This window comes from Arthrobacter arabinosi, from assembly GCF_054511115.1.
Genome location: NZ_JBTNDF010000001.1, coordinates 514,709 through 533,687, shown reverse-complemented (window position 1 = coordinate 533,687; position 18,979 = coordinate 514,709). Strand labels below are relative to the sequence as shown.

Below are 18,979 nucleotides of genomic sequence, written 5' to 3'. Positions count from 1 at the left end.
GCGTCATGGGCACGGAGACCGAGTACGGCATCATCGCGCCCGCGCTCCCGTCGGCGAACCCGACGCTGCTGTCCTCGCAGGTGGTCAACGCCTACGCGGCCACGCTGCGCGAAGGGCTCGGCAACCTGGTGGGCACCCGCTGGGACTACACGGACGAGACGCCGCTGACGGACGCCCGGGGCTTCAGGATGGAGCGCGGGAACGCCCATCCGAGCCAGCTGACGGACGAGCCCCCGGAGCTCACCGCGGAACAGATCGCGCTCGAGCGCGGCGAGCCGGCCGAGCCGGCCGAGGCGGCCGTCCTCATGAACCTCGTGCTCAACAACGGGGCGCGGCTCTACGTGGACCACGCCCACCCGGAGTACTCCTCGCCGGAGGTGACGAGCCCCCTCGACGCCGTCCTCTGGGACCGTGCGGGGGACCACGTGGCCTCCGCCGCGATGGAGCGCATCAGGACGAGCCCCGGCTTCTCACCCGTGATCCTCTACAAGAACAACACGGACAACAAGAGCGTCTCCTACGGCTCCCACGAGAACTACCTCGTTCCCCGCGGCGTGCCCTTCTCGAAGATCGCGGAGGTGCTGATCCCCTTCTTCGTCTCCCGCCAGGTGATCTGCGGCGCCGGGCGCGTGGGCCTCGGCCCGCTGAACCAGGACCCCGGCTTCCAGATCAGCCAGCGCGCGGACTTCTTCGAGAACGAGATCGGCCTCGAGACGACCGTCCGGCGCCCGATCATCAACACGCGGGACGAGCCGCACGCCGTCGCGGAGAAATACCGCCGGTTGCACGTCATCATCGGCGACGCCAACCTGAACGAGGTGTCCAACTACCTGAAGCTGGGCACCACCGCCCTCGTCCTCTCCCTCATCGAGCGGGGCCTCGCACCCGCGCCCGAGCTCGAGGACCCCGTCGGGGCGCTGCACGCGATCAGCCACGATCCCTCCCTGACCGTGGAGGTCCGGCTGACGGACGGGCGGAGCCTGACCGGGCTCGCGCTGCAGGAACTGTACTGCGACGCGGTGGTGTCCGCCCTGCCCGCCGACGCCGACCGGCAGACGCGCGACGTCGTCGAGCGCTGGCAGTCGCTGCTCGCGACGCTGCGGCGGGACCCGATGGAGGCCGCCCGCCAGGTGGACTGGATCGCGAAACTGAAGGTCCTCGACGCGTACCGGGCGCGGGACGGGCTGGCATGGACGGATTCCCGCCTCGCGCTCGTCGACCTGCAGTACGCCGACCTGCGGTCCGAGAAGGGCATCTACCAGCGGCTGGCACGCCGGGGCGACGTCGACCTGCTCGTCGATCCCGCCGACGTCGCGCGGGCCGCCGTCGAACCGCCCCGGGACACCCGCGCCTATTTCCGCGGCCGGTGCATCGCCGAGTACCCGGCCGAAGTGGTGGGAGCCAGCTGGGACTCGCTGATCTTCGAACTCCCGGGCCAGCGGAGGCTGCAGCGGGTCCAGACCCGCGAACCGCTGCGGGGCACGGCCCACCTCACCGGGGCGTTGTTCGAGGCGGCGGCGGACGCCGAGGATTTCCTCGCCCGATTGTTGAGCGACCCGGATCGCCGCGTGGCACCATAGGAACCTGATCTCCGAACCGACGACGAAAGGGTGGACATCATGGCGACACAGGACCGCAGGAACACAGGCGCATCGTCCTCAGCAGCGGAGGAGGAGGTCCACGACCCCGCTCCCGCCGCTCCCGCGGCCGCACAGGATTCCGGCCAGACCCAGGGCGTCGACGACCTGCTCGACGAGATCGACGGCGTCCTCGAATCCAACGCGGAGGAATTCGTGCGCGGCTTCGTGCAGAAGGGCGGCCAGTAGCGGATGCTCCCGGATGATGCCGCGGCAGCGGTCCCCCGGGCCGCCTCGACGTCCTTCGCCGACTACCTGGGCGCGCACCATCCGGCACTGCTGCCGTCGAACCGGACCCTCGGGCCGGTGACGCCATCCGCGGACGCCTCCCATCTCGCCCCGCACGCGACGACGATCGTGTCCCTCACGTTCCCGGGTGGGGTGCTCATGGCGGGCGACCGGCGGGCCACGATGGGCAACGTGATCGCCAGCCGGCACATCGAGAAGGTCTTCCCCGCGGACCGGTCCTCGGTCCTCGGGATCGCCGGGAGCGCCGGCATCGGCATCGACCTGGCCCGGCTCTTCCAGGTGGAGCTCGAGCACTACGAGAAGATCGAGGCGACCATGATGAGCCTGGACGGCAAGGCCAACCGCCTCGCCGCCATGGTCCGGCAGAACCTCTCCATGGCGATGCAGGGCCTCGCCGTCGTGCCGCTGTTCGCCGGTTTCGATCCGGACCGGCACGTGGGGCGCCTGTTCTCCTTCGACGTCACGGGCGGTCGCTACGAGGAGCACGAACACCACTCCGTCGGGTCGGGCTCCGGCTTCGCCCGCGGGGCGCTGAAGAAGCTGTGGAGCCCGCGCCTGGACGAGGCGTCCGCCGTCCGCGTGGCCGTCGAAGCCCTCTACGATGCCGCCGACGACGATTCCGCGACCGGCGGGCCGGACACCGTTCGGGCCCTGTGGCCCGTGGTCTACGTCGTGGACGCGGCCGGCACGCGCCGCGTCCCCGAGCGCGACCTCGAGGCGGCCGCGCATTCCATCATCGATGCCCGTTCCTCTGCGGGCCGGGAGGCCTAGGCCATGACCCAGCAGTTCTACGTCTCGCCCGAGCAGCTGATGAAGGACCGCGCGGACTTCGCGCGGAAGGGCATCGGCCGCGGGCGATCTGTCGTGGTGATGAGCTGCCGGGACGGCATCGCCCTCGTCGCCCAGAACCCGTCGCCCTCCCTGCACAAGCTCGGCGAGATCTACGACCGCATCGCCTTCGCGGCGGTCGGCAAGTACAACGAGTTCGAGAGCCTCCGGCAGGCCGGGGTGCGCTACGCCGACGTACGCGGCTACTCCTACGCGCGCGAGGACGTCACGGCGCGCGGCCTGGCCAGCGTCTACGCGCAGAGCCTGGGCGCGGTGTTCACGGCGGAGAGCAAGCCCTTCGAGGTGGAGCTCGTGGTGGCCGAGGTGGGGCGTACCCAGGAGGCCGACCACCTGTACCGGCTCACGTTCGACGGCTCCATCGCCGACGAGGCGGGCTTCGTGGTCATGGGCGGTGCCGCCGACGCCGTCGTCGGTGCCCTCCGCGGGACCTGGTCCGCCGACGTGGACCTGGCGGGAGGCGTCCGGGCCGCCGCCCGGGCCCTCGCGAACGCCGCCCCCCACGTCCCGTCCGACGGCGACCGGCCCGAGGTCCGAGCCCTCGACTCGTCGGTCCTCGAGGTGGCGTTCCTCGAACGCGACCCGGACACCCTGCGGGGCAGCCACCGCGCGTTCCGCAGGATCGGCGTGCCCGAACTCGAGACCATGCTCCGACGGGGACAGGACAGCTGATGGACCGGCGCATCTTCGGGGTAGAGACAGAGTTCGGGATCTCCTACTCGGGGGCCACCTCGCGCCCGCTGTCCCCGGAGGAGGTTGCCCGCTACCTCTTCCGCAAGGTCGTCAGCTGGGGGAGGTCCTCCAACGTCTTCCTGACGAACGGCTCCCGGCTGTACCTCGACGTCGGGTCCCACCCCGAATACGCGACGGCGGAGTGCGACGACCTCGCGCAGCTCGTCGCCCACGACCGCGCGGGCGAGCTGATCCTGGAGGACCTCGTCTCCGAGGCGCAGCGGAAACTGGTGCAGGAGGGCTACGACGGGCGCATCTACCTCTTCAAGAACAACACCGACTCCGCGGGCAACTCCTACGGCAGCCACGAGAACTACCTGATCCCGCGCAGGCTCGAATTCGCGCGGCTCGCGGACATCCTCATCCCGTTCCTCGTGACACGGCAACTGCTCGTCGGGGCCGGCAAGGTCCTGAAGACGCAGACGGGGTCCATCTACGCGTTCTCCCAGCGCGCGGACCACCTGTGGGAGGGCATCTCCTCCGCCACCACCCGGTCCCGGCCCATCATCAACACCAGGGACGAGCCGCACGCCGACGCCGAGCACTACCGGCGGCTGCACGTGATCGCGGGCGACTCGAACATGTCCGAGACCACCACGCTGCTCAAGATCGGCTCCGTGGACCTCCTGCTGCGCATGGTCGAGGCGGGCGAGCTGATGCGCGACTACCGCCTGGAGAATCCGATCCGCAGCATCCGGGAGATCTCCCACGACCTCACCGGCCGCCAGCTCCTCAAACTCGCCAACGGGCGCTCCATGACCGCGCTGGAGATGCAGCGCGAGTACCTGGCGAGGGCGACGGCGTTCGTCGAGCAGGCCGGCGCACACAACCAGCACGTGCCCGCCGTCCTCGACCTGTGGGAGCGCGTGCTCGACGCCGTGGAGACGGGGGACACCTCGCGCGTCGACCGCGAGGTCGACTGGGCGATCAAGAAGAAGCTCATCGACCGGTACCTGACGCGATCCGGTGAGGACCTCGATTCGGCGAAGGCAGCCCAGCTCGACCTCACCTACCACGACATCTCCCGCACGCGCGGCCTGTTCTTCCTCCTCCAGGCCAGGGGCGAGGCCGCCCGCGTCGTCGAGGAGACGGCGGTGAAGGAGGCGGTGGACATCCCGCCCCAGACCACCCGGGCGCGGCTCCGCGGTGAATTCGTCCGGCGCGCCAAGGAGGCGAACCGCGACTACACCGTGGACTGGGTGCATCTCAAGCTCAACGACAGGGCGCAGCAGACCATCCTGTGCAAGGACCCCTTCACCTCCGTCGACGAGCGGGTCGAGGCCCTCCTGCAGCAGCTGTGAGCCGACGCCGGTGGCCGGCGACGTCCTTGTCCGCCGCGCACGCGAGTTCGCCTCCGCGACGCCGGCCGGGTGCCGACGGGGCGCTGACAGGACATTCACAGGAGCAACCGTGCCGCCCGAGCCGTTAGGCTTGTCAGGGCCCTTTGTTCCACGGGCGGCCCGGCCTGGACACCAACCCGAAAGTAGTTCCGTGCGAAAAGTACTCACAACCTCCCTTGCGCTCACGCTGGCCCTGTCAGCGTGCGGCGGGCCGACGACGGACGACCTGACGGGCGACTCGTCGGGGAAGTCGTCGGGGACGTCCGCCGGCGCCGCCGAGATCCTCGAATCGGTCGCCGTGTCGGGCGGATCCGACGACGCCGCGCCGACGGTCGAGTTCGACGAACCCCTCGACATCACCGGCGTGGCCGCGAGGACCGTCGTGGAGGGGGAAGGGGACGCCATCGAAGCCGGTGAGCAGGTCCGGTACCAGCTCGTCTCCCTCAACGCGGAGGACGGCGAGGTCCTCGGTGACACGTACAGCCAGGGCGACCCCCGGGTCCTCCCGGTCGACGACACGCTGAAGGAGCAGGACGCCGAACTCTACGAGGTGCTGACCGGTTCGAAGGTCGGCGCGCAGGTGGCGTACACCCGCCCGGCACCCGAGCCCGCGGAGGGCCAGGAGGCCACCCCGGAACAGCTGATCGTGCTGAAGGTCATCTCGGCCGAGCAGCCGCCGCCCGAGCCCGAGGTCCTCTCGCCCGAGGACGTCAAGACGCTCGACGACGACGGCAAGCTGCCCACGTTCACCTTCGACGACAAGGGCGCACCCACGGTCGCCATCCCCGACAACGAGCCCTCCGAGGACCTCGTCGTGAAGGTGCTCAAGGAGGGCACGGGCGAGGAGGTCACCGAGGCCGACACCATCAGCGCGAACTACAGCGGATGGCGCTGGGAGGACGGCGAGCAGTTCGACTCCAGCTACGAGCGCGGCGAGCCCGCCGAGTTCCCGCTCACCGGAGTGATCGAGGGCTGGACCAAGGGCCTCGCCGGCCAGAAGGTCGGCTCGCAGGTCCTCCTGGTCATCCCCGGAGCATGGGGCTACGGCGACCCCGCCCCCGAGGGGCGCCCCTCCGGCACCCTCGTGTTCTACGTCGAGATCACCGGCAAGACCGCCGCGGAATAGCGCCGGTCCGCCCACCACCCACCCACCGACCCCAAGGAGCACCCATGTCATTCGGACACCGCGAATTCGACCGGCAGAAGCCCGAGATCGATTTCCCCTCCCACGACGTCCCCACCGAACTCGTCATCGAGGACCTCATCACCGGCACGGGCGACGAGGCGAAGCCCGGCAACACCGTCTCCACCCATTACGTCGGCGTCGCCTTCTCCACGGGCGAGGAATTCGACGCGTCCTGGAACCGAGGCGCCCCGCTCGATTTCAAGGTCGGCGTCGGGCAGGTCATCCAGGGCTGGGACCAGGGACTCCTCGGCATGAAGGTCGGCGGCCGCCGCCGCCTGGAGATCCCCTCCCACCTCGCCTACGGCGCCAGCGGCGCGGGGTCGGCGATCGGCCCCAACGAGGCGCTGATCTTCGTCGTCGACCTGCTCGGCGTCCGCTAGCACCACCCGCACGGCCGCGGAAGCCGGCCGTGCCCGGCACCACCACACGGAAGGGACGTACGTCGACCACGGTCGGGGTACGTCCCTTCCGCCGCTCCCGTGAAGGTAGGGTTTCACCGTGTCCGCAAAACGTACCGAACGCCTCCTCACCCTCGTGATCATGCTCCTGTCGAGCCGCCGCGGGTTCACGAAGGAGGAGCTGTTCGAGGAGATCGACCTGTACCGGGAGGCGACGTCGGTCGCGGCCCGCGAGAAGCTCTTCGACCGCGACAAGGCGGCGCTGCGCGAGCAGGGCATCCCGCTGGAATCCTTCAGCGAGGACACCCTGTTCGACAACGACAACACGGTGCAGCGGTACCGGATCAGCGCCGAGGACTACCGGCTCGGCGGCGTGACCTTCCTGCCGGAGGAGTACGCCGTCCTCAACCTCGCCGCGGGCGTCTGGGACCAGGGCTCGCTCGACTCCGCGGCGTCGCGCGCCCTCCGCAAGCTCAGCTCCCGCAGCATCGACGGGGGCATCGAGCTCACGCCGCTCATCCAGCCTCGCATCACCACGGATGCGCCCCACTGGGACACGGTGTGGCAGGCCCTGACCTCGCGCACCCCCCTCCGGTTCCCGTACCGGGCCGCGAGCACGGGACGGGAGGAGGTGCGCACCGTGCACCCGTGGGGGATGGGCGCACGCTTCGGCCACTGGTACGTCGTCGGCTTCGACACCACCCGCAAGGCCGAGCGCTTCTTCCGCCTCTCGCGCATGACCGGCGAGCCCGTCATGCTGCAGGGCACGTTCGACGTCCCGCCGACCTTCGACATGAACCGGACGCTCTCCTCGCTGTCGCGCAGCGAACCCGACCGCACCGCCGTCGTCGCGGCCCGTCCCGGCTCCTGCCAGGTGCTGCGGGTCCGGAAGGACACCGAGATCGTGCAGACGGGGGAGGAGTGGGACACCCTCCGGGTGCCGTACGCGGCGTCGAGCCCCATGGCCGCGACCATCGCGGGGCTGGGAACGAACGCGAGGGTCGAGAGTCCGCAGGAACTGGCCGCGGAGGTCCTCCGGCTCCTCGAAGGGGCCCACGCGGCGGCCCTCGCGGCGCCCGAGCACCTCGAGGTCACCGGGAGCGCCCGCCCGGCGCCCCGGCGCAAGTCCTCCTCCCAGGACCACCTGCTGCGCCTGCTCGACCTCGTCCCGTACCTCCTGGCGCATCCGGGCGCGGAGGTCGGGGAGACCGCGCGCAGGTTCGACGTGACGGAGAGCCAGCTCACGAAGGACCTCGACCTGCTGTTCGTCAGCGGCCCACGCCACTACCCCGACGCCCTGATGGACGTGAACATCGAGGACGACAGGATCTACCTCTCCAACGCCCGCGACCTCGCCGAGCCCGTGAAGCTCAGCATGGACGAGGCGTGCTCCCTGATCGTGGGGCTGCAGGCCCTCCGCGAGCTCCCCGGCATGAGGAACAACGAGGCGATCGTCAGCGCGCAGACCAAGCTCACCGCCGCGGCCGGGGACGCCGCGCGCATCGGAACGGCCGTGGCCACGAAACTCACGGAGGACGACGTCGATCCGACGCTCGAGGTGCTGCAGGCCGCCCTGCAGTCGAACGTGCGCGTGGACGTCGACTACTTCGTGCCGACCCGGGACGAGATCACGCACCGCCTGCTCGAACCGGTGCGGATCTTCCTGCACCAGGACACGTGGTACCTCGAGGCGTGGAGCGTGGACTCCGACGGTCTGAGGAACTTCCGGCTGGACCGGATCCAGCGGGCCACCCTGACGGACCAGCCCGCGACCGCGGATCTGGACGAGGAGTTCCTGGCCCGGGACCGGCAGGCCGTCGCGCCCTACCGCTCCGGGGCCGCCGACCACGCCGTCACCCTCCTGCTCGAGCCGCGGGCCCGCTGGATCGCGGCGCAGTACAACGCGGACGCCGTGCTGGAACTCGGCGAGGACCGCCTCGCCGCGCGCCTCAAAGTGGCCTCCAGCGCCTGGATCCCCGGCCTCGTGGCGGGCCTCGGAGGGTCGGCAGCCGTCGTCGCGCCTGCGGCGCTGCGTGAGGAGACCCTCCGGTGGCTCGAGGCAGCCCGAGCCCACCAGACACTGGCCTAGACTGGAACCATGCTCTGGTGGATGTGGATCGTGCTGTGGGTTGCGCTGGTGGCCGTCAGCGTCATCTTCCTCGTCGTCGTCGGCTTCCGCGTGTTCCGCCGCGGCATGCGAACACTCGGTGAATTCGGGGAAGCGATGGACCGCCTGCAGGTGAACGCCCCTCCCGGCGGCACCGCGGAGGACGGCGTGGCAGCACCCCGTCCGGGCCTGCCGGGCATCCCGGTCCCGGCCGTCTTCTCGGCCCCGGACACGGTCCGCGCGGCCAGGGACCTGGCGAAGACCCGCCGCGTCGACGACCGGCGTGCGCGGCGTGTGGCCACGCGGGCCGCCCGTGAACAGCCGCAGCTCCTGCAGGACATGCCTCACCTGTGATCTAAAATCATCGGGGGGATCAACGAGAGGAAAATGGCATGAGGCTCGAAGGCTGGCATATCGTCATCATCATCGTTCTGGCGATCGTGCTGTTCGGCGCTCCGAAACTGCCCGGACTGGCTCGGAGCGTGGGGCAGTCCCTGCGCATCTTCAAGTCCGAGGTGAAGCAGATGAAGGACGAGAACAACACCGGGGAGACCGTCGGCGATCCCGTGGCGGGCCGGGTCGTGACGAACCCTGCGCCGCAGACGTACACCCCCACCTACCAGACGCCCGTGCAGCCGCAGGCGCAGCAGCCCGGTGATGCCCGGGTCTCGGGCGCCGAGGGCCGGGTGAGCCCCCCGCAGCAGGGCGGTAGCTCGCACACCACCCCGTAGGCCGGAGCTCTTCCGTGTCATCCGCATCGGCGCGCAAGCGTGGCAGGAAGGCCAACCCCGAGGGGCGCATGGCCCTGAAGGAGCACCTGCGCGAGGCCCGCAACCGGCTGGTCAAGTCCGCGATCGCGGTCATCGTGGCGACCGTCGCGGGTTTCTTCGTCTACGAGCCGGTCCTGCGCGCCCTGGCCGCCCCGATCATCGCGATCAATGAGCAGGAGGGCCGCACGGCGTCGCTGAACTTCGACAGTGCGGCCTCCCCGTTCGACCTCCTCATCCAGGTGTCGGTGTTCCTGGGCCTGGTGCTCTCCAGTCCCGTCTGGCTGTACCAGCTGTGGGCGTTCATCACCCCGGGGCTGAAGACCAAGGAGCGGCGGATCGCGCTGGCGTTCATCGCGGTCGCGTTCCCGCTGTTCCTCGCCGGCATCTGGCTGGCGTGGATGATCCTGCCCAACGCTGTGCGCGTCCTGACCGAGTTCACGCCCGAGGACTTCTCCAACTACATCAGCGTCTCGGTGTACTTCACCTTCGTGCTGCGGCTCATGCTGGCCTTCGGGATCGCGTTCCTGCTGCCCGTGGTCCTGGTCGGGCTGAACATGGTGGGCCTGGTCTCGGGCCGGCAGATCCTCAAGGCCTGGCGCATCACCGTGTTCCTCGTGTGCCTGTTCGCCGCGATGGCGGCACCCGGCGCGGACGCCATGAGCATGTTCTACCTCGCTGTTCCCCTGCTGGTGCTGTTCTTCCTCGCGATCGGCCTGTGCCTGCTCAACGACAAGCGCCGTGCCCGCCGCACCGCGGCCCGCGAGGCCGCCGTCGACGCCTCCGCGGGCACCGCCACCCCCCTCGACGCCCTCTAGGCCGCGGCACGGCGGGACGCGCCCCCGCAAGGGCGGTCCGGGACGGGCCGCGCCGTGGCGGCTCCGCGTGCCCGACTCCTGCCGAACGTCTAGGGTGGAATGATGAGTACCCCCGCGGAGAGATACGCAGCTGCAAGGGCCCGCACGGACCACTCCCGGACCCAGCTGTTCCATTTCGAGCAGACCCTCGAGTTCGAGCTCGATCCGTTCCAGCGGGAGGCCTGCACCGCACTCGAGGCCGGCAGGGGAGTGCTCGTCGCGGCACCGACCGGGGCCGGCAAGACGGTGGTCGGTGAGTTCGCGGTCTTCATGGCGCTCCAGCACGGCCTCAAGGCGTTCTACACCACGCCCATCAAGGCGCTCAGCAACCAGAAGTACTCGGAGCTCGCCGCCGTGCACGGGAGCGACCGCGTGGGCCTGCTGACCGGGGACACGAGCATCAACGGTGACGCCGACGTCATCGTGATGACCACCGAGGTGCTGCGCAACATGCTGTACGCCAATTCGGACACCCTCGACAACCTCGGGTACGTGGTGATGGACGAGGTGCACTACCTCGCCGACCGCTTCCGGGGCGCCGTGTGGGAGGAAGTGATCATCCACCTGCCCACCGAGGTGAAACTGGTGTCCCTCAGCGCCACCGTCTCCAACGCCGAGGAGTTCGGGGCATGGCTCGACACCGTGCGCGGGGACACCGACGTCGTCGTGTCCGAGCACCGGCCCGTCCCCCTGTGGCAGCACGTCATGGTCGGCCACGACCTGGTGGACCTGTTCGCCGGCGACATCGCCTTCGACGAGGCGGCGCCCGCCGGGGCCGAGGCGGGCGCGCGCGACCAGTACGACGTGAACCCCGAACTGCTCGAACTGGCCAGCAGCGAGATCCGCCTGAACCAGCGCGCGGGCTGGGGCGCCGGGGGCCGGCGCGGCAAGCAGCGCAACGGCCGCGGCGGTCCGCCCACCACGATGGTCCGCCGCGCCACGAGGCCGCAGGTGATCTCGGCCCTGGACCGCTCCGACCTGCTGCCTGCCATCACGTTCATCTTCTCGCGGGCCGGCTGCGAGGCGGCCGTCACCCAGTGCCTGCACGCCGGGCTCTGGCTCACCTCGGAGGACGAACGCGACGAGATCAGCGAGACCGTCGACGCCGCCACCATGGACATCCCCCGGGACGACCTCGAGATCCTCGGCTTCTGGACCTGGCGGGAAGGTCTCATCCGCGGCTTCACCGCCCACCACGCGGGGATGCTCCCCACCTTCAAGGAGATCGTCGAGAAGCTGTTCGCCGCGGGCCTGGTCAAGGCCGTGTTCGCCACCGAGACCCTCGCCCTCGGCGTGAACATGCCCGCCCGCACCGTGGTGCTGGAGAAGCTGGACAAGTTCAACGGTGAGGCCCACGTCAACGTGACGGCGGGGGAGTACACGCAGCTCACCGGTCGGGCCGGACGCCGCGGGATCGACGTCGAGGGCCATGCCGTCGTCCTGTGGCAGCCCGGCACGGATCCGGGAGCCGTGGCGGGCCTCGCCTCCCGGCGCACCTACCCGCTGAACTCGAGCTTCCGCCCGACCTACAACATGAGCATCAACCTCATGGCCCAGTTCGGGCAGGAACGGTCCCGGGAGATCCTCGAGACCTCCTTCGCGCAGTTCCAGGCGGACCGCTCCGTGGTCGGGCTCGCGAAGCAGGTGCGCAGCCGCGAGGAATCCCTCAAGGGCTACGAGCAGTCCATGACGTGCCACCTCGGCGACTTCCGTGAGTACGCGAACCTGCGCCGGGAACTGACGGAGCTGGAGTCCCGGGCCTCCCGCGACCGGTCCCGCACACTGCGATCCGCGGCCGAGTCCTCCCTGGAGTCCCTGCGCCCCGGAGACGTGATCGACGTCCCCGGCGGGCGGAGCCAGGGGTTCGCGGTGGTGCTCGACGGCGACACGTCCCGGGAGCCCCGGCCCACGGTCCTCACGCTCGAGACGCAGATCCGCCGGGTGGGCGTGCAGGACCTCGACGGGCCGGTGGAGGTCCTCTCCCGCATCCGCATCCCGAAGCACTTCAGCGCGCGCAGCCCGAAGGACCGGCGCGACCTCACCTCGTCCCTCCGGAACGCGCTGCAGGAGAATCGGCCGCCCCGCCGGGGCGCGGACCGGGTGTCCGCCGGGTACTCGGCGTCCGCGGCCGCGGAGGAACGCGCGATCACGGACCTGCGGCGCCGTCTCCGCGCCCACCCGTGCCACGGCTGCAGCGAACGCGAGCAGCACGCCCGCTGGGCGGAACGGTGGGGGAAGCTGCGCCGCGAGACGGACAGGCTCGCCGGCCAGATCCGCGGCCGCACCAACACCATCGCCAAGACCTTCGACCGCGTCTCGGAGGTCCTCGGGCACTACGGCTACCTCGACTACACCGACGACGGCGTCGTCGTCAGCGCCTCCGGCCAGAAGCTCCGCCGGATCTACGGGGAGAAGGACCTCCTGATCGCCCTGTGCATCGAGGAGGGCGCGTTCAGCGACCTCGACGCCGCCGAGCTCGCCGCGGTCATCACCGTGCTGGTGTACCAGGCCAAGCGGGAGGAGCGCGGCCTGCGCCCCGTCATGCCCAGCGTGGCCCTGGAGGGCTCGGTCGAGACGATCATCCGCCGGTGGTCCCAGCTCAACGACGTCGAGGAACAGCACCGGCTCCCCGTCACGGGCGAACCGGAGCTCTCCCTCGTGTGGCCGATGTTCAAGTGGGCGCAGGGCCGGTCCCTGCAGGCCGCCCTGAGCGGGACGGAACTCGCAGCGGGCGACTTCGTGCGCTGGTCGAAGCAGGTCATCGACCTCCTCGACCAGCTCGCGAAGGTGCCGGACCTGCCCGGGACCCTGCAGCAGACGTGCAAGCGGGCGATCGCCCTGGTCCGTCGGGGCGTGGTGGCATACTCGAACATCAGTGAGTAGTCTCCGCCGCCGGACACGCCCTCCACAGAAAGCCTCCCAGCACCGCCATGCCACTTCCTGAGCGCCACACGCCCGTCCTGTACCGCAACGGCTCCGTCTACAGCCCCGCCGACCCCTTCGCCACCGCCATGCTCGTGGACGGCGGCATGGTCGCGTGGGTCGGTACGGAGCACGCCGCAGCCAACCTCACCGGCCCGGACGTCCGCACCGTGGACCTCGACGGCGCGCTGGTCGCTCCCGGGTTCGTCGACGCGCACACCCATGCCACCGAGACGGGCGTCGCCCTCGGCTCGATCGATCTGACGGCGTGCCGGTCGCTGCGGGAACTGCTCGACGCGGTGGCCGCGGCGGCCTCCTCCGGGGCCTCCACGATCCTCGGTTTCGGCTGGGACGAGTCCCGGTGGCCCGAGCAGCGGGTGCCGACCGCCGGTGAACTCGACCGCGCCGGGCGCGGCGCCCTCGTCTACCTCGTGCGCGCCGACATCCACTCCGCCGCCGTCTCGGGGACCCTGGCGGCAGGCCTCGGCCTCGCGGACACGGACGGCTGGGACGACGGGTTCGTGGTCAGGGACGCCCACGAGGCCGCGCGGCAGGCAACCCGCAGCCTGACGCCGGACCAGCGGCGCACGTACCAGCAGGCGGCGCTGCTCCACGCCGCCTCGCGCGGCTACGTGGCTCTGACGGAGATGGCCGCCCCGCACATCGCGCCCCGGGAGGACCTCGAGACGCTGCTCTCGATCGACGGTCCGGGCCGCGACCAGCCGCTGCCCGAGGTCATCCCCTACTGGGCGCAGCTGGCCGGTTCGCGGGAGGGGGTGCGGGAGCTCATGCAGGGCTTCGGCGGACGCCTGGCGGGCCTCGCGGGGGACCTCAACGTGGACGGATCCATCGGCTCCCGCACCGCCGCGCTCCGCGAGCCGTACAGCGACGCGCCGGGAAGCCGGGGCACGCTCTACCTGGGCGAGGACGACGTCGCCGCCCATCTGCTCGCGGCGACCGCCGAGACGGTCCAGGCCGGCTTCCACGTCATCGGGGACGCGGGGCTCGACGTCGTCCTGCGCGGTCTCGAGCGGACCGCACAGGACCTGGGCGTCGAGGAGGTCCGGCGGGCCCGCCACCGGCTGGAGCACGTGGAGCTCGCGGACGACGCCGCGATCGCCGCCCTCGTGCACTACGGCGTGGCCGTCAGCGGCCAGCCCGCCTTCGACGCCCTCTGGGGCGCCGGGAACGGCCTGTACGACCAGCGGCTGGGGGAGCGGCGCACGGGGATGAACCGCTTCGCCTCCCTCCTGTCCGCGGGCGTGCTCGTGGCGTTGGGTTCCGACAGCCCGGTCACGCCGCTCGACCCGTGGGCCTCGGTGCGGGCGTGCCTGAATCACAGCAACGCCTCCGAGAACATCTCGGCGCGTGCAGCGTTCATCGCCCACACGCGCGCCGGCTGGCGGCTCGCGGGCCGCAGTCCCATGATGGGACAGCTCGCTCCGGGGACCCCCGCATCCTTCGCCGTCTGGAAGGTCGACGAGCTGATGGTGCAGACACCGGACAACCGCGTGCAGTCCTGGAGCACCGACCCCCGTGCGGGCACCCCGCTGCTGCCGGCGCTCGATACGGAGAACGCGCCGGAGTGCCTGGAAACCGTGCACGACGGGCACCGCCTGTACGCCGCGGAGGGCTTCGCCGACGCCTGACGCGGACGCCGTCACCCCACATCCGTCGCCGGAAGGAACACCCCCCTGACCTGCACCGACGGGCGTTCGCGCAGGTCAGGGGGTTGTTGACACGTCCTCCACAGCACGTAAGCTCGTGGGAACGGGTTAGAGGAACTCCTTCGGGAGGGAACCTGGCTGGTCTCCGCAGAGCGCAACGCATCGGCCTCTTCTCCTGGCGCGCGTTGCCCGTGCCGTCGGAGCCGGCAGTCAAGGGCAGGCCCCCACGCCAGTAGAGAACGGTGGCAGCATCCGTGCGACACCGGTACGAAGGCGTGGGGGCCTGCCCGACTGCTCTCCCGGGCGCGTCGCCTATACTTGCAGATTGGCTCCGCGTCCGGAGCAGCCCCTGCGCGATGCGTATCCCGATGGAAAGGCCCCCCTGCGTGCGAGTCGTCACGATCATCCCCACCTACAACGAGATCGAGTCGCTGCCGGTGACCCTGGCCCGCCTGCGCTCCGCCGTACCGGCGTCGGACGTACTCATCGTGGACGACAACAGCCCGGACGGCACCGGGGACCTCGCCGACCGTGCAGCCGCAGCCGACGACCAGGTGCATGTGCTGCACCGCAAGGGCAAGGAGGGCCTGGGCGCGGCCTACATCGCCGGTTTCCGTTGGGGCCTGGAGCGGGACTACGACGTCCTGGTCGAGATGGATGCCGACGGCTCCCACAAGCCCGAACAGCTGCAGAGCCTCCTCGACGCCGTGGACCGCGCGGACCTCGTGATCGGCAGCCGCTGGGTCGGCGGCGGCGGCGTCGTCAACTGGCCCTTCCACCGGAAACTCCTCTCGCGTGGCGGCAGCACCTATTCGAGGCTCATGCTGGGCCTGCCCGTCCGCGACATCACGGCCGGGTTCCGTGCGTTCCGCCGCTCCACGCTGGAGGCACTGGACCTCTCGGCGGTGGACTCCGTGGGCTACGGCTTCCAGGTCGACATGACGTTCAGGGTCGCCCGCCTGGGCCTGACCATCGTCGAGGTACCCATCACCTTCGTGGAGCGGGAACTGGGGGTGTCGAAGATGAGCGGGAACATCGTCTTCGAGGCCATCGCCAGCGTGACCCGATGGGGCCTCGGGGCGCGCTGGGCCACACTCACCGGGCGGGGCTGACACCGGCCGACGGCATGAAGAAGGCACCCGCCGTGGCGGGTGCCTTCTGTCGTGGGAGGCGGCTCCGGCCTAGGCCGACCGGCGCTCCCCGCGACGCTCGCGGAGGATCGTCAGGCGGTCCTGCAGGATCTGCTCGAGCTCCTCGACGGAACGCCGCTCGAGGAGCATGTCCCAGTGGGTGCGGACAGGCTTGTCGTTCGAGGTGTCGGGCTTCTCGCCGTCGACCAGGAGGGCCTCCTTGCCGGTCTTGGAGACCCAGGTCGCCGGGATGTCCGCTTCGGACGAGAACGTCACGAACACCCGCTCGCCGTCCTCGCACCGGTACTCCACACGCTGCCGGGGAGCGGGCTCGACGCCGGACTCCGTTTCCATCGACTGCGCACCGAGGCGCATGCCGCGCAGGCTGCGATCGCTCATGTTGTTCTCCTAGTCACCCTTGCCCTCGTCGCCGGGGGCCGTTGCCGCTGCTGTTCCACCGGAAGTACCGACCGGCTCGTGCCGCCGATCCGGGCCGGGCCCGCGCCGTCGGGAGGACGGCGCGGAAGCTGTCTGTCATAACACCACGTGCCGCACGGTTGTTCCTGCGGGCACGGATAAACAGCTAACTATACAGGCAGAGTCCGGGAGCCCACGAAGGGCCCCCGGACGGTGGCCCCGTCCCTCCGGCCCGCGCTCACGGACGGGCAGTGAGCTCCGGCCCGTCGGCGGGGGAGTCGGGTGTGGTGGTGCCCAGGACGTTGCCGATGCCCTTCAGCGCCTCGCCGACCTCGCTCGGAATGATCCAGAGCTTGTTCGCTGAACCATCGGCGAGCTTCGGCAGGGTCTGCAGGTACTGGTAGGCGAGGAGCTTCTGCGTCGGATTGCCCTTGTGGATGGCGTCGAACACCTTGTGGATGGCCTGCGCCTCGCCGTCCGCGCGGAGGATCGCCGCCTTGGCGTCGCCTTCGGCGGCGAGGATCGCGGCCTGGCGCTGGCCCTCGGCGGTGAGGATCTGGGACTGCTTGGTGCCCTCGGCCGTGAGGATGGCGGCGCGGCGGTCACGCTCGGCGCGCATCTGCTTCTCCATGGAGTCCTGGATGGACAGGGGCGGGTCGATGGCCTTGAGTTCCACGCGTCCCACCCGGATGCCCCAGCGGCCCGTCGCCTCGTCGAGGACGCCGCGGAGCTGGCCGTTGATCTGGTCGCGGGAGGTCAGCGCCTCCTCCAGGTTCAGTCCGCCGACCACGTTCCGCAGCGTCGTCGTCGTCAGCTGCTCGACGGCCTGGATGTAGTTCGCGATCTCGTAGGTCGCTGCCCGCGGGTCGGTGACCTGGAAGTAGACGACGGTGTCGATGGACACCACCAGGTTGTCCTCGGTGATCACCGGCTGCGGCGGGAAGGAGACGACCTGCTCGCGGAGGTCGAGCAGCGGCAGGAGCCTGTCCACGAACGGGATCAGGATGGTGAGTCCTGGGTTCAGCGTCCGCTGGTACTTGCCGAGGCGCTCGACGACGCCGGCGCGAGCCTGCGGGATGATCCGCACGGACTTCACGAGGACGACCAGGACGAAGATGATGAGGACGACCAGGACGAGGGTGAGTCCGATCGTTCCGGCGGAGCCGTTCATGGTTCCCCTTTGTTGTGGTGGGTACGCTCCGACCGGCCGTTCGGCCGGAGAGCGGGACAGCTGGCGGCGTGCGGTCAGGCGGCGTCGGCCGGAGGGGCCGGACGCTCGAGCACGGGCCCCACGACGGCGGTGGCGCCGTCGATCCTCGCGACGGCCAGGCTGGCGCCGGCCGGCAGGGAGGCGCCGTCGGCCGAACGCGCCGTCCAGGTGTCGCCGCCGATCTTCACGGTGCCGGAGTGCGCCGTCACCGGTTCGAGGGCGATGGCCGTGGCGCCGACGAGGCGGTCGATGTTGTTGAGCTGGTCGGCCGGGCCCCTCCTGAGGTGGCGTACCGCCACCGGCCGGACGAGCAGGATCATGAGGAGGGACACGAAGGAGAAGACGACGATCTGCAGGACCGGCCCCGCGCCGAGGACGTCGGCCACCAGGGCCGCCAGTGCTCCGACGGCGAGCATGATGAACAGCAGATCGAGGGTGAGGGTCTCCACGACGGCCAGTCCCAGGAACAGGGCCAGCCACAGGATCCAGCCGTTGGCGATCATCCAGTCCATCGAGCAATTCCTCCCCTTGGCGCGCACAAGCACCGGCGCTGATCCCATCATGGCAAACGGGCCTCCCAGAACCTAGGGTCGGTGGTCCCGGAGGCGGAGTTGTTACCCATCCGTGCCGTCGACGGGGACCGCCGGGGCGTCAGGCCTCGCGAGGACCTGGATGGTGAAGCGCGCGGCGACCTCCAGGGGGCCCGACGGATCGGCGGCCTCCGCCGTCCGCTCTCCCTCGTGATGCGCGGCGGGACCCATCCCGAGCGCGGAGCGGGCGAGGTCCCGCGGGAGGGACATGGTGTAGTCGAGATCCTCCCGCGCGGTCTCCACGAGGGCGCCGTCGAAGGCGGCCAGGACGTCGTCGGCCTTCTGGGCGGGGACGGCGAGCAGTGGCCCCACCTCCTCGAGACCGGCCAGGTGCCCGGGCCGGGGGGTGACGACGACGAGGCGGCCGCGGGGCGCGAGCACCCGCACGAACTCACCGGCGTTCCGCGGCGCGAACACGTTCAGGAGCACGTCCACCGAGGCGTCGGCCACGGGGAGGGTCCGCCAGACGTCCCAGACGATGCTGACGCCGCCCGGCAGGCGGCGCGCGGCGCGGCGGAGGGCGATCTTCGAGATGTCGAGCGCGACGGGGAAGAGCCCCGGTGCCGCCGCCGCGAGGGCTTCGAGGTAATACCCGGTGCCCGCCCCGGCGTCGAGGGCCACGGCCGGCGCCTCCGCGTCCCGCAGGGCGGCCGCGACCACCGCCCGGCGCAGCGGCGCGTAGTGGCCGGAGCCGAGGAACGCCTCCCGGGCCTCCACCATGCCGGCGGTGTCCCCCTCGAACGGGGACCCCTTGCCCGTCAGCAGGTTGACGTAGCCCTGGCGTGCGGCGTCGAAGCGGTGCCCACCCTCGCAGGCCAGGGTGCGGCCGGCGTCCTGCAGCGCGAGCGCGCAGACCGGACAGGTCAGGAGATGCTGGGGGAGTGCGGGCATCGTCCCATCCTAGGCAGCACCCGCCGTCCACCC

The 18,979-nt window shown here is 70.7% G+C and carries 18 protein-coding genes; 14 read left to right on the top strand and 4 right to left on the bottom strand.

The features are described from left to right. Positions 1 to 5: 5 nt before the first annotated feature. The 14 genes from dop to ACX80P_RS02475 all read left to right on the top strand — a co-directional run bounded on the left by dop (position 6) and on the right by ACX80P_RS02475 (position 15,820). On the top strand, positions 6 to 1,580 hold the full coding sequence (gene dop / locus ACX80P_RS02540; RefSeq protein ID WP_459276785.1) for a depupylase/deamidase Dop: 1,575 nt from the start codon (positions 6 to 8) through the stop codon (positions 1,578 to 1,580). A gap of 39 nt (positions 1,581 to 1,619) precedes the next feature. Beyond that, positions 1,620 to 1,826: a ubiquitin-like protein Pup gene (locus ACX80P_RS02535; protein WP_459276451.1), complete on the top strand. Its 207-nt coding sequence runs from the start codon at positions 1,620 to 1,622 to the stop codon at positions 1,824 to 1,826. Positions 1,827 to 1,829: 3 nt separating this feature from the next. Continuing rightward, complete coding sequence (gene prcB / locus ACX80P_RS02530; RefSeq protein WP_459276450.1) at positions 1,830 to 2,657, top strand: proteasome subunit beta; 828 nt, start codon at positions 1,830 to 1,832, stop codon at positions 2,655 to 2,657. 3 nt (positions 2,658 to 2,660) lie between these two features. Then, positions 2,661 to 3,404, top strand: a complete 744-nt coding sequence (prcA, locus tag ACX80P_RS02525) for a proteasome subunit alpha (protein ID WP_459276449.1) — start codon at positions 2,661 to 2,663, stop codon at positions 3,402 to 3,404. Then, a complete protein-coding gene (gene pafA / locus ACX80P_RS02520) occupies positions 3,404 to 4,765 on the top strand; it encodes a Pup--protein ligase (RefSeq protein WP_459276448.1) in 1,362 nt (453 codons plus the stop codon). The genes prcA and pafA overlap by 1 nt, the downstream gene beginning before the upstream one ends. A gap of 190 nt (positions 4,766 to 4,955) precedes the next feature. Further along, positions 4,956 to 5,930 (top strand): FKBP-type peptidyl-prolyl cis-trans isomerase, encoded by a 975-nt coding sequence (locus ACX80P_RS02515; RefSeq protein WP_459276447.1) that lies wholly within the window; start codon positions 4,956 to 4,958, stop codon positions 5,928 to 5,930. A 44-nt stretch (positions 5,931 to 5,974) separates the two neighbouring features. Then, the gene (locus tag ACX80P_RS02510; protein WP_459276446.1) at positions 5,975 to 6,370 is read left to right on the top strand and encodes an FKBP-type peptidyl-prolyl cis-trans isomerase; all 396 of its coding nucleotides are present in this window, start codon (positions 5,975 to 5,977) and stop codon (positions 6,368 to 6,370) included. Positions 6,371 to 6,488: 118 nt separating this feature from the next. Continuing rightward, complete coding sequence (locus tag ACX80P_RS02505) at positions 6,489 to 8,477, top strand: helix-turn-helix transcriptional regulator (RefSeq protein ID WP_459276445.1); 1,989 nt, start codon at positions 6,489 to 6,491, stop codon at positions 8,475 to 8,477. Positions 8,478 to 8,486: 9 nt separating this feature from the next. Next, on the top strand, positions 8,487 to 8,849 hold the full coding sequence (locus ACX80P_RS02500; protein WP_459276444.1) for a hypothetical protein: 363 nt from the start codon (positions 8,487 to 8,489) through the stop codon (positions 8,847 to 8,849). A gap of 38 nt (positions 8,850 to 8,887) precedes the next feature. After that, positions 8,888 to 9,226 carry a Sec-independent protein translocase subunit TatA gene (gene tatA / locus ACX80P_RS02495; RefSeq protein WP_459276443.1) on the top strand — a complete coding sequence of 113 codons (339 nt, stop codon included), beginning with the start codon at positions 8,888 to 8,890 and terminating at the stop codon, positions 9,224 to 9,226. A gap of 68 nt (positions 9,227 to 9,294) precedes the next feature. Continuing rightward, positions 9,295 to 10,080, top strand: a complete 786-nt coding sequence (gene tatC / locus ACX80P_RS02490) for a twin-arginine translocase subunit TatC (protein ID WP_459276784.1) — start codon at positions 9,295 to 9,297, stop codon at positions 10,078 to 10,080. A 102-nt stretch (positions 10,081 to 10,182) separates the two neighbouring features. Then, positions 10,183 to 13,002: a DEAD/DEAH box helicase gene (locus ACX80P_RS02485; RefSeq protein ID WP_459276442.1), complete on the top strand. Its 2,820-nt coding sequence runs from the start codon at positions 10,183 to 10,185 to the stop codon at positions 13,000 to 13,002. 47 nt (positions 13,003 to 13,049) lie between these two features. Beyond that, a complete protein-coding gene (locus ACX80P_RS02480) occupies positions 13,050 to 14,690 on the top strand; it encodes an amidohydrolase (protein WP_459276441.1) in 1,641 nt (546 codons plus the stop codon). Between the two features lie 404 nt (positions 14,691 to 15,094). Further along, positions 15,095 to 15,820: a polyprenol monophosphomannose synthase gene (locus ACX80P_RS02475; protein ID WP_459276440.1), complete on the top strand. Its 726-nt coding sequence runs from the start codon at positions 15,095 to 15,097 to the stop codon at positions 15,818 to 15,820. Positions 15,821 to 15,889: 69 nt separating this feature from the next. Here ACX80P_RS02475 and ACX80P_RS02470 read toward each other — a convergent pair whose 3' ends face one another. The 4 genes from ACX80P_RS02470 to ACX80P_RS02455 all read right to left on the bottom strand — a co-directional run bounded on the left by ACX80P_RS02470 (position 15,890) and on the right by ACX80P_RS02455 (position 18,946). Continuing rightward, complete coding sequence (locus ACX80P_RS02470) at positions 15,890 to 16,237, bottom strand: RNA polymerase-binding protein RbpA (protein ID WP_043445375.1); 348 nt, start codon at positions 16,235 to 16,237, stop codon at positions 15,890 to 15,892. Between the two features lie 256 nt (positions 16,238 to 16,493). Further along, a complete protein-coding gene (locus ACX80P_RS02465; RefSeq protein ID WP_459276439.1) occupies positions 16,494 to 17,426 on the bottom strand; it encodes an SPFH domain-containing protein in 933 nt (310 codons plus the stop codon). A 74-nt stretch (positions 17,427 to 17,500) separates the two neighbouring features. Next, complete coding sequence (locus ACX80P_RS02460) at positions 17,501 to 17,977, bottom strand: NfeD family protein (RefSeq protein WP_459276438.1); 477 nt, start codon at positions 17,975 to 17,977, stop codon at positions 17,501 to 17,503. Between the two features lie 102 nt (positions 17,978 to 18,079). Further along, positions 18,080 to 18,946 (bottom strand): putative RNA methyltransferase, encoded by an 867-nt coding sequence (locus ACX80P_RS02455; protein WP_459276437.1) that lies wholly within the window; start codon positions 18,944 to 18,946, stop codon positions 18,080 to 18,082. Positions 18,947 to 18,979 lie beyond the last annotated feature (33 nt).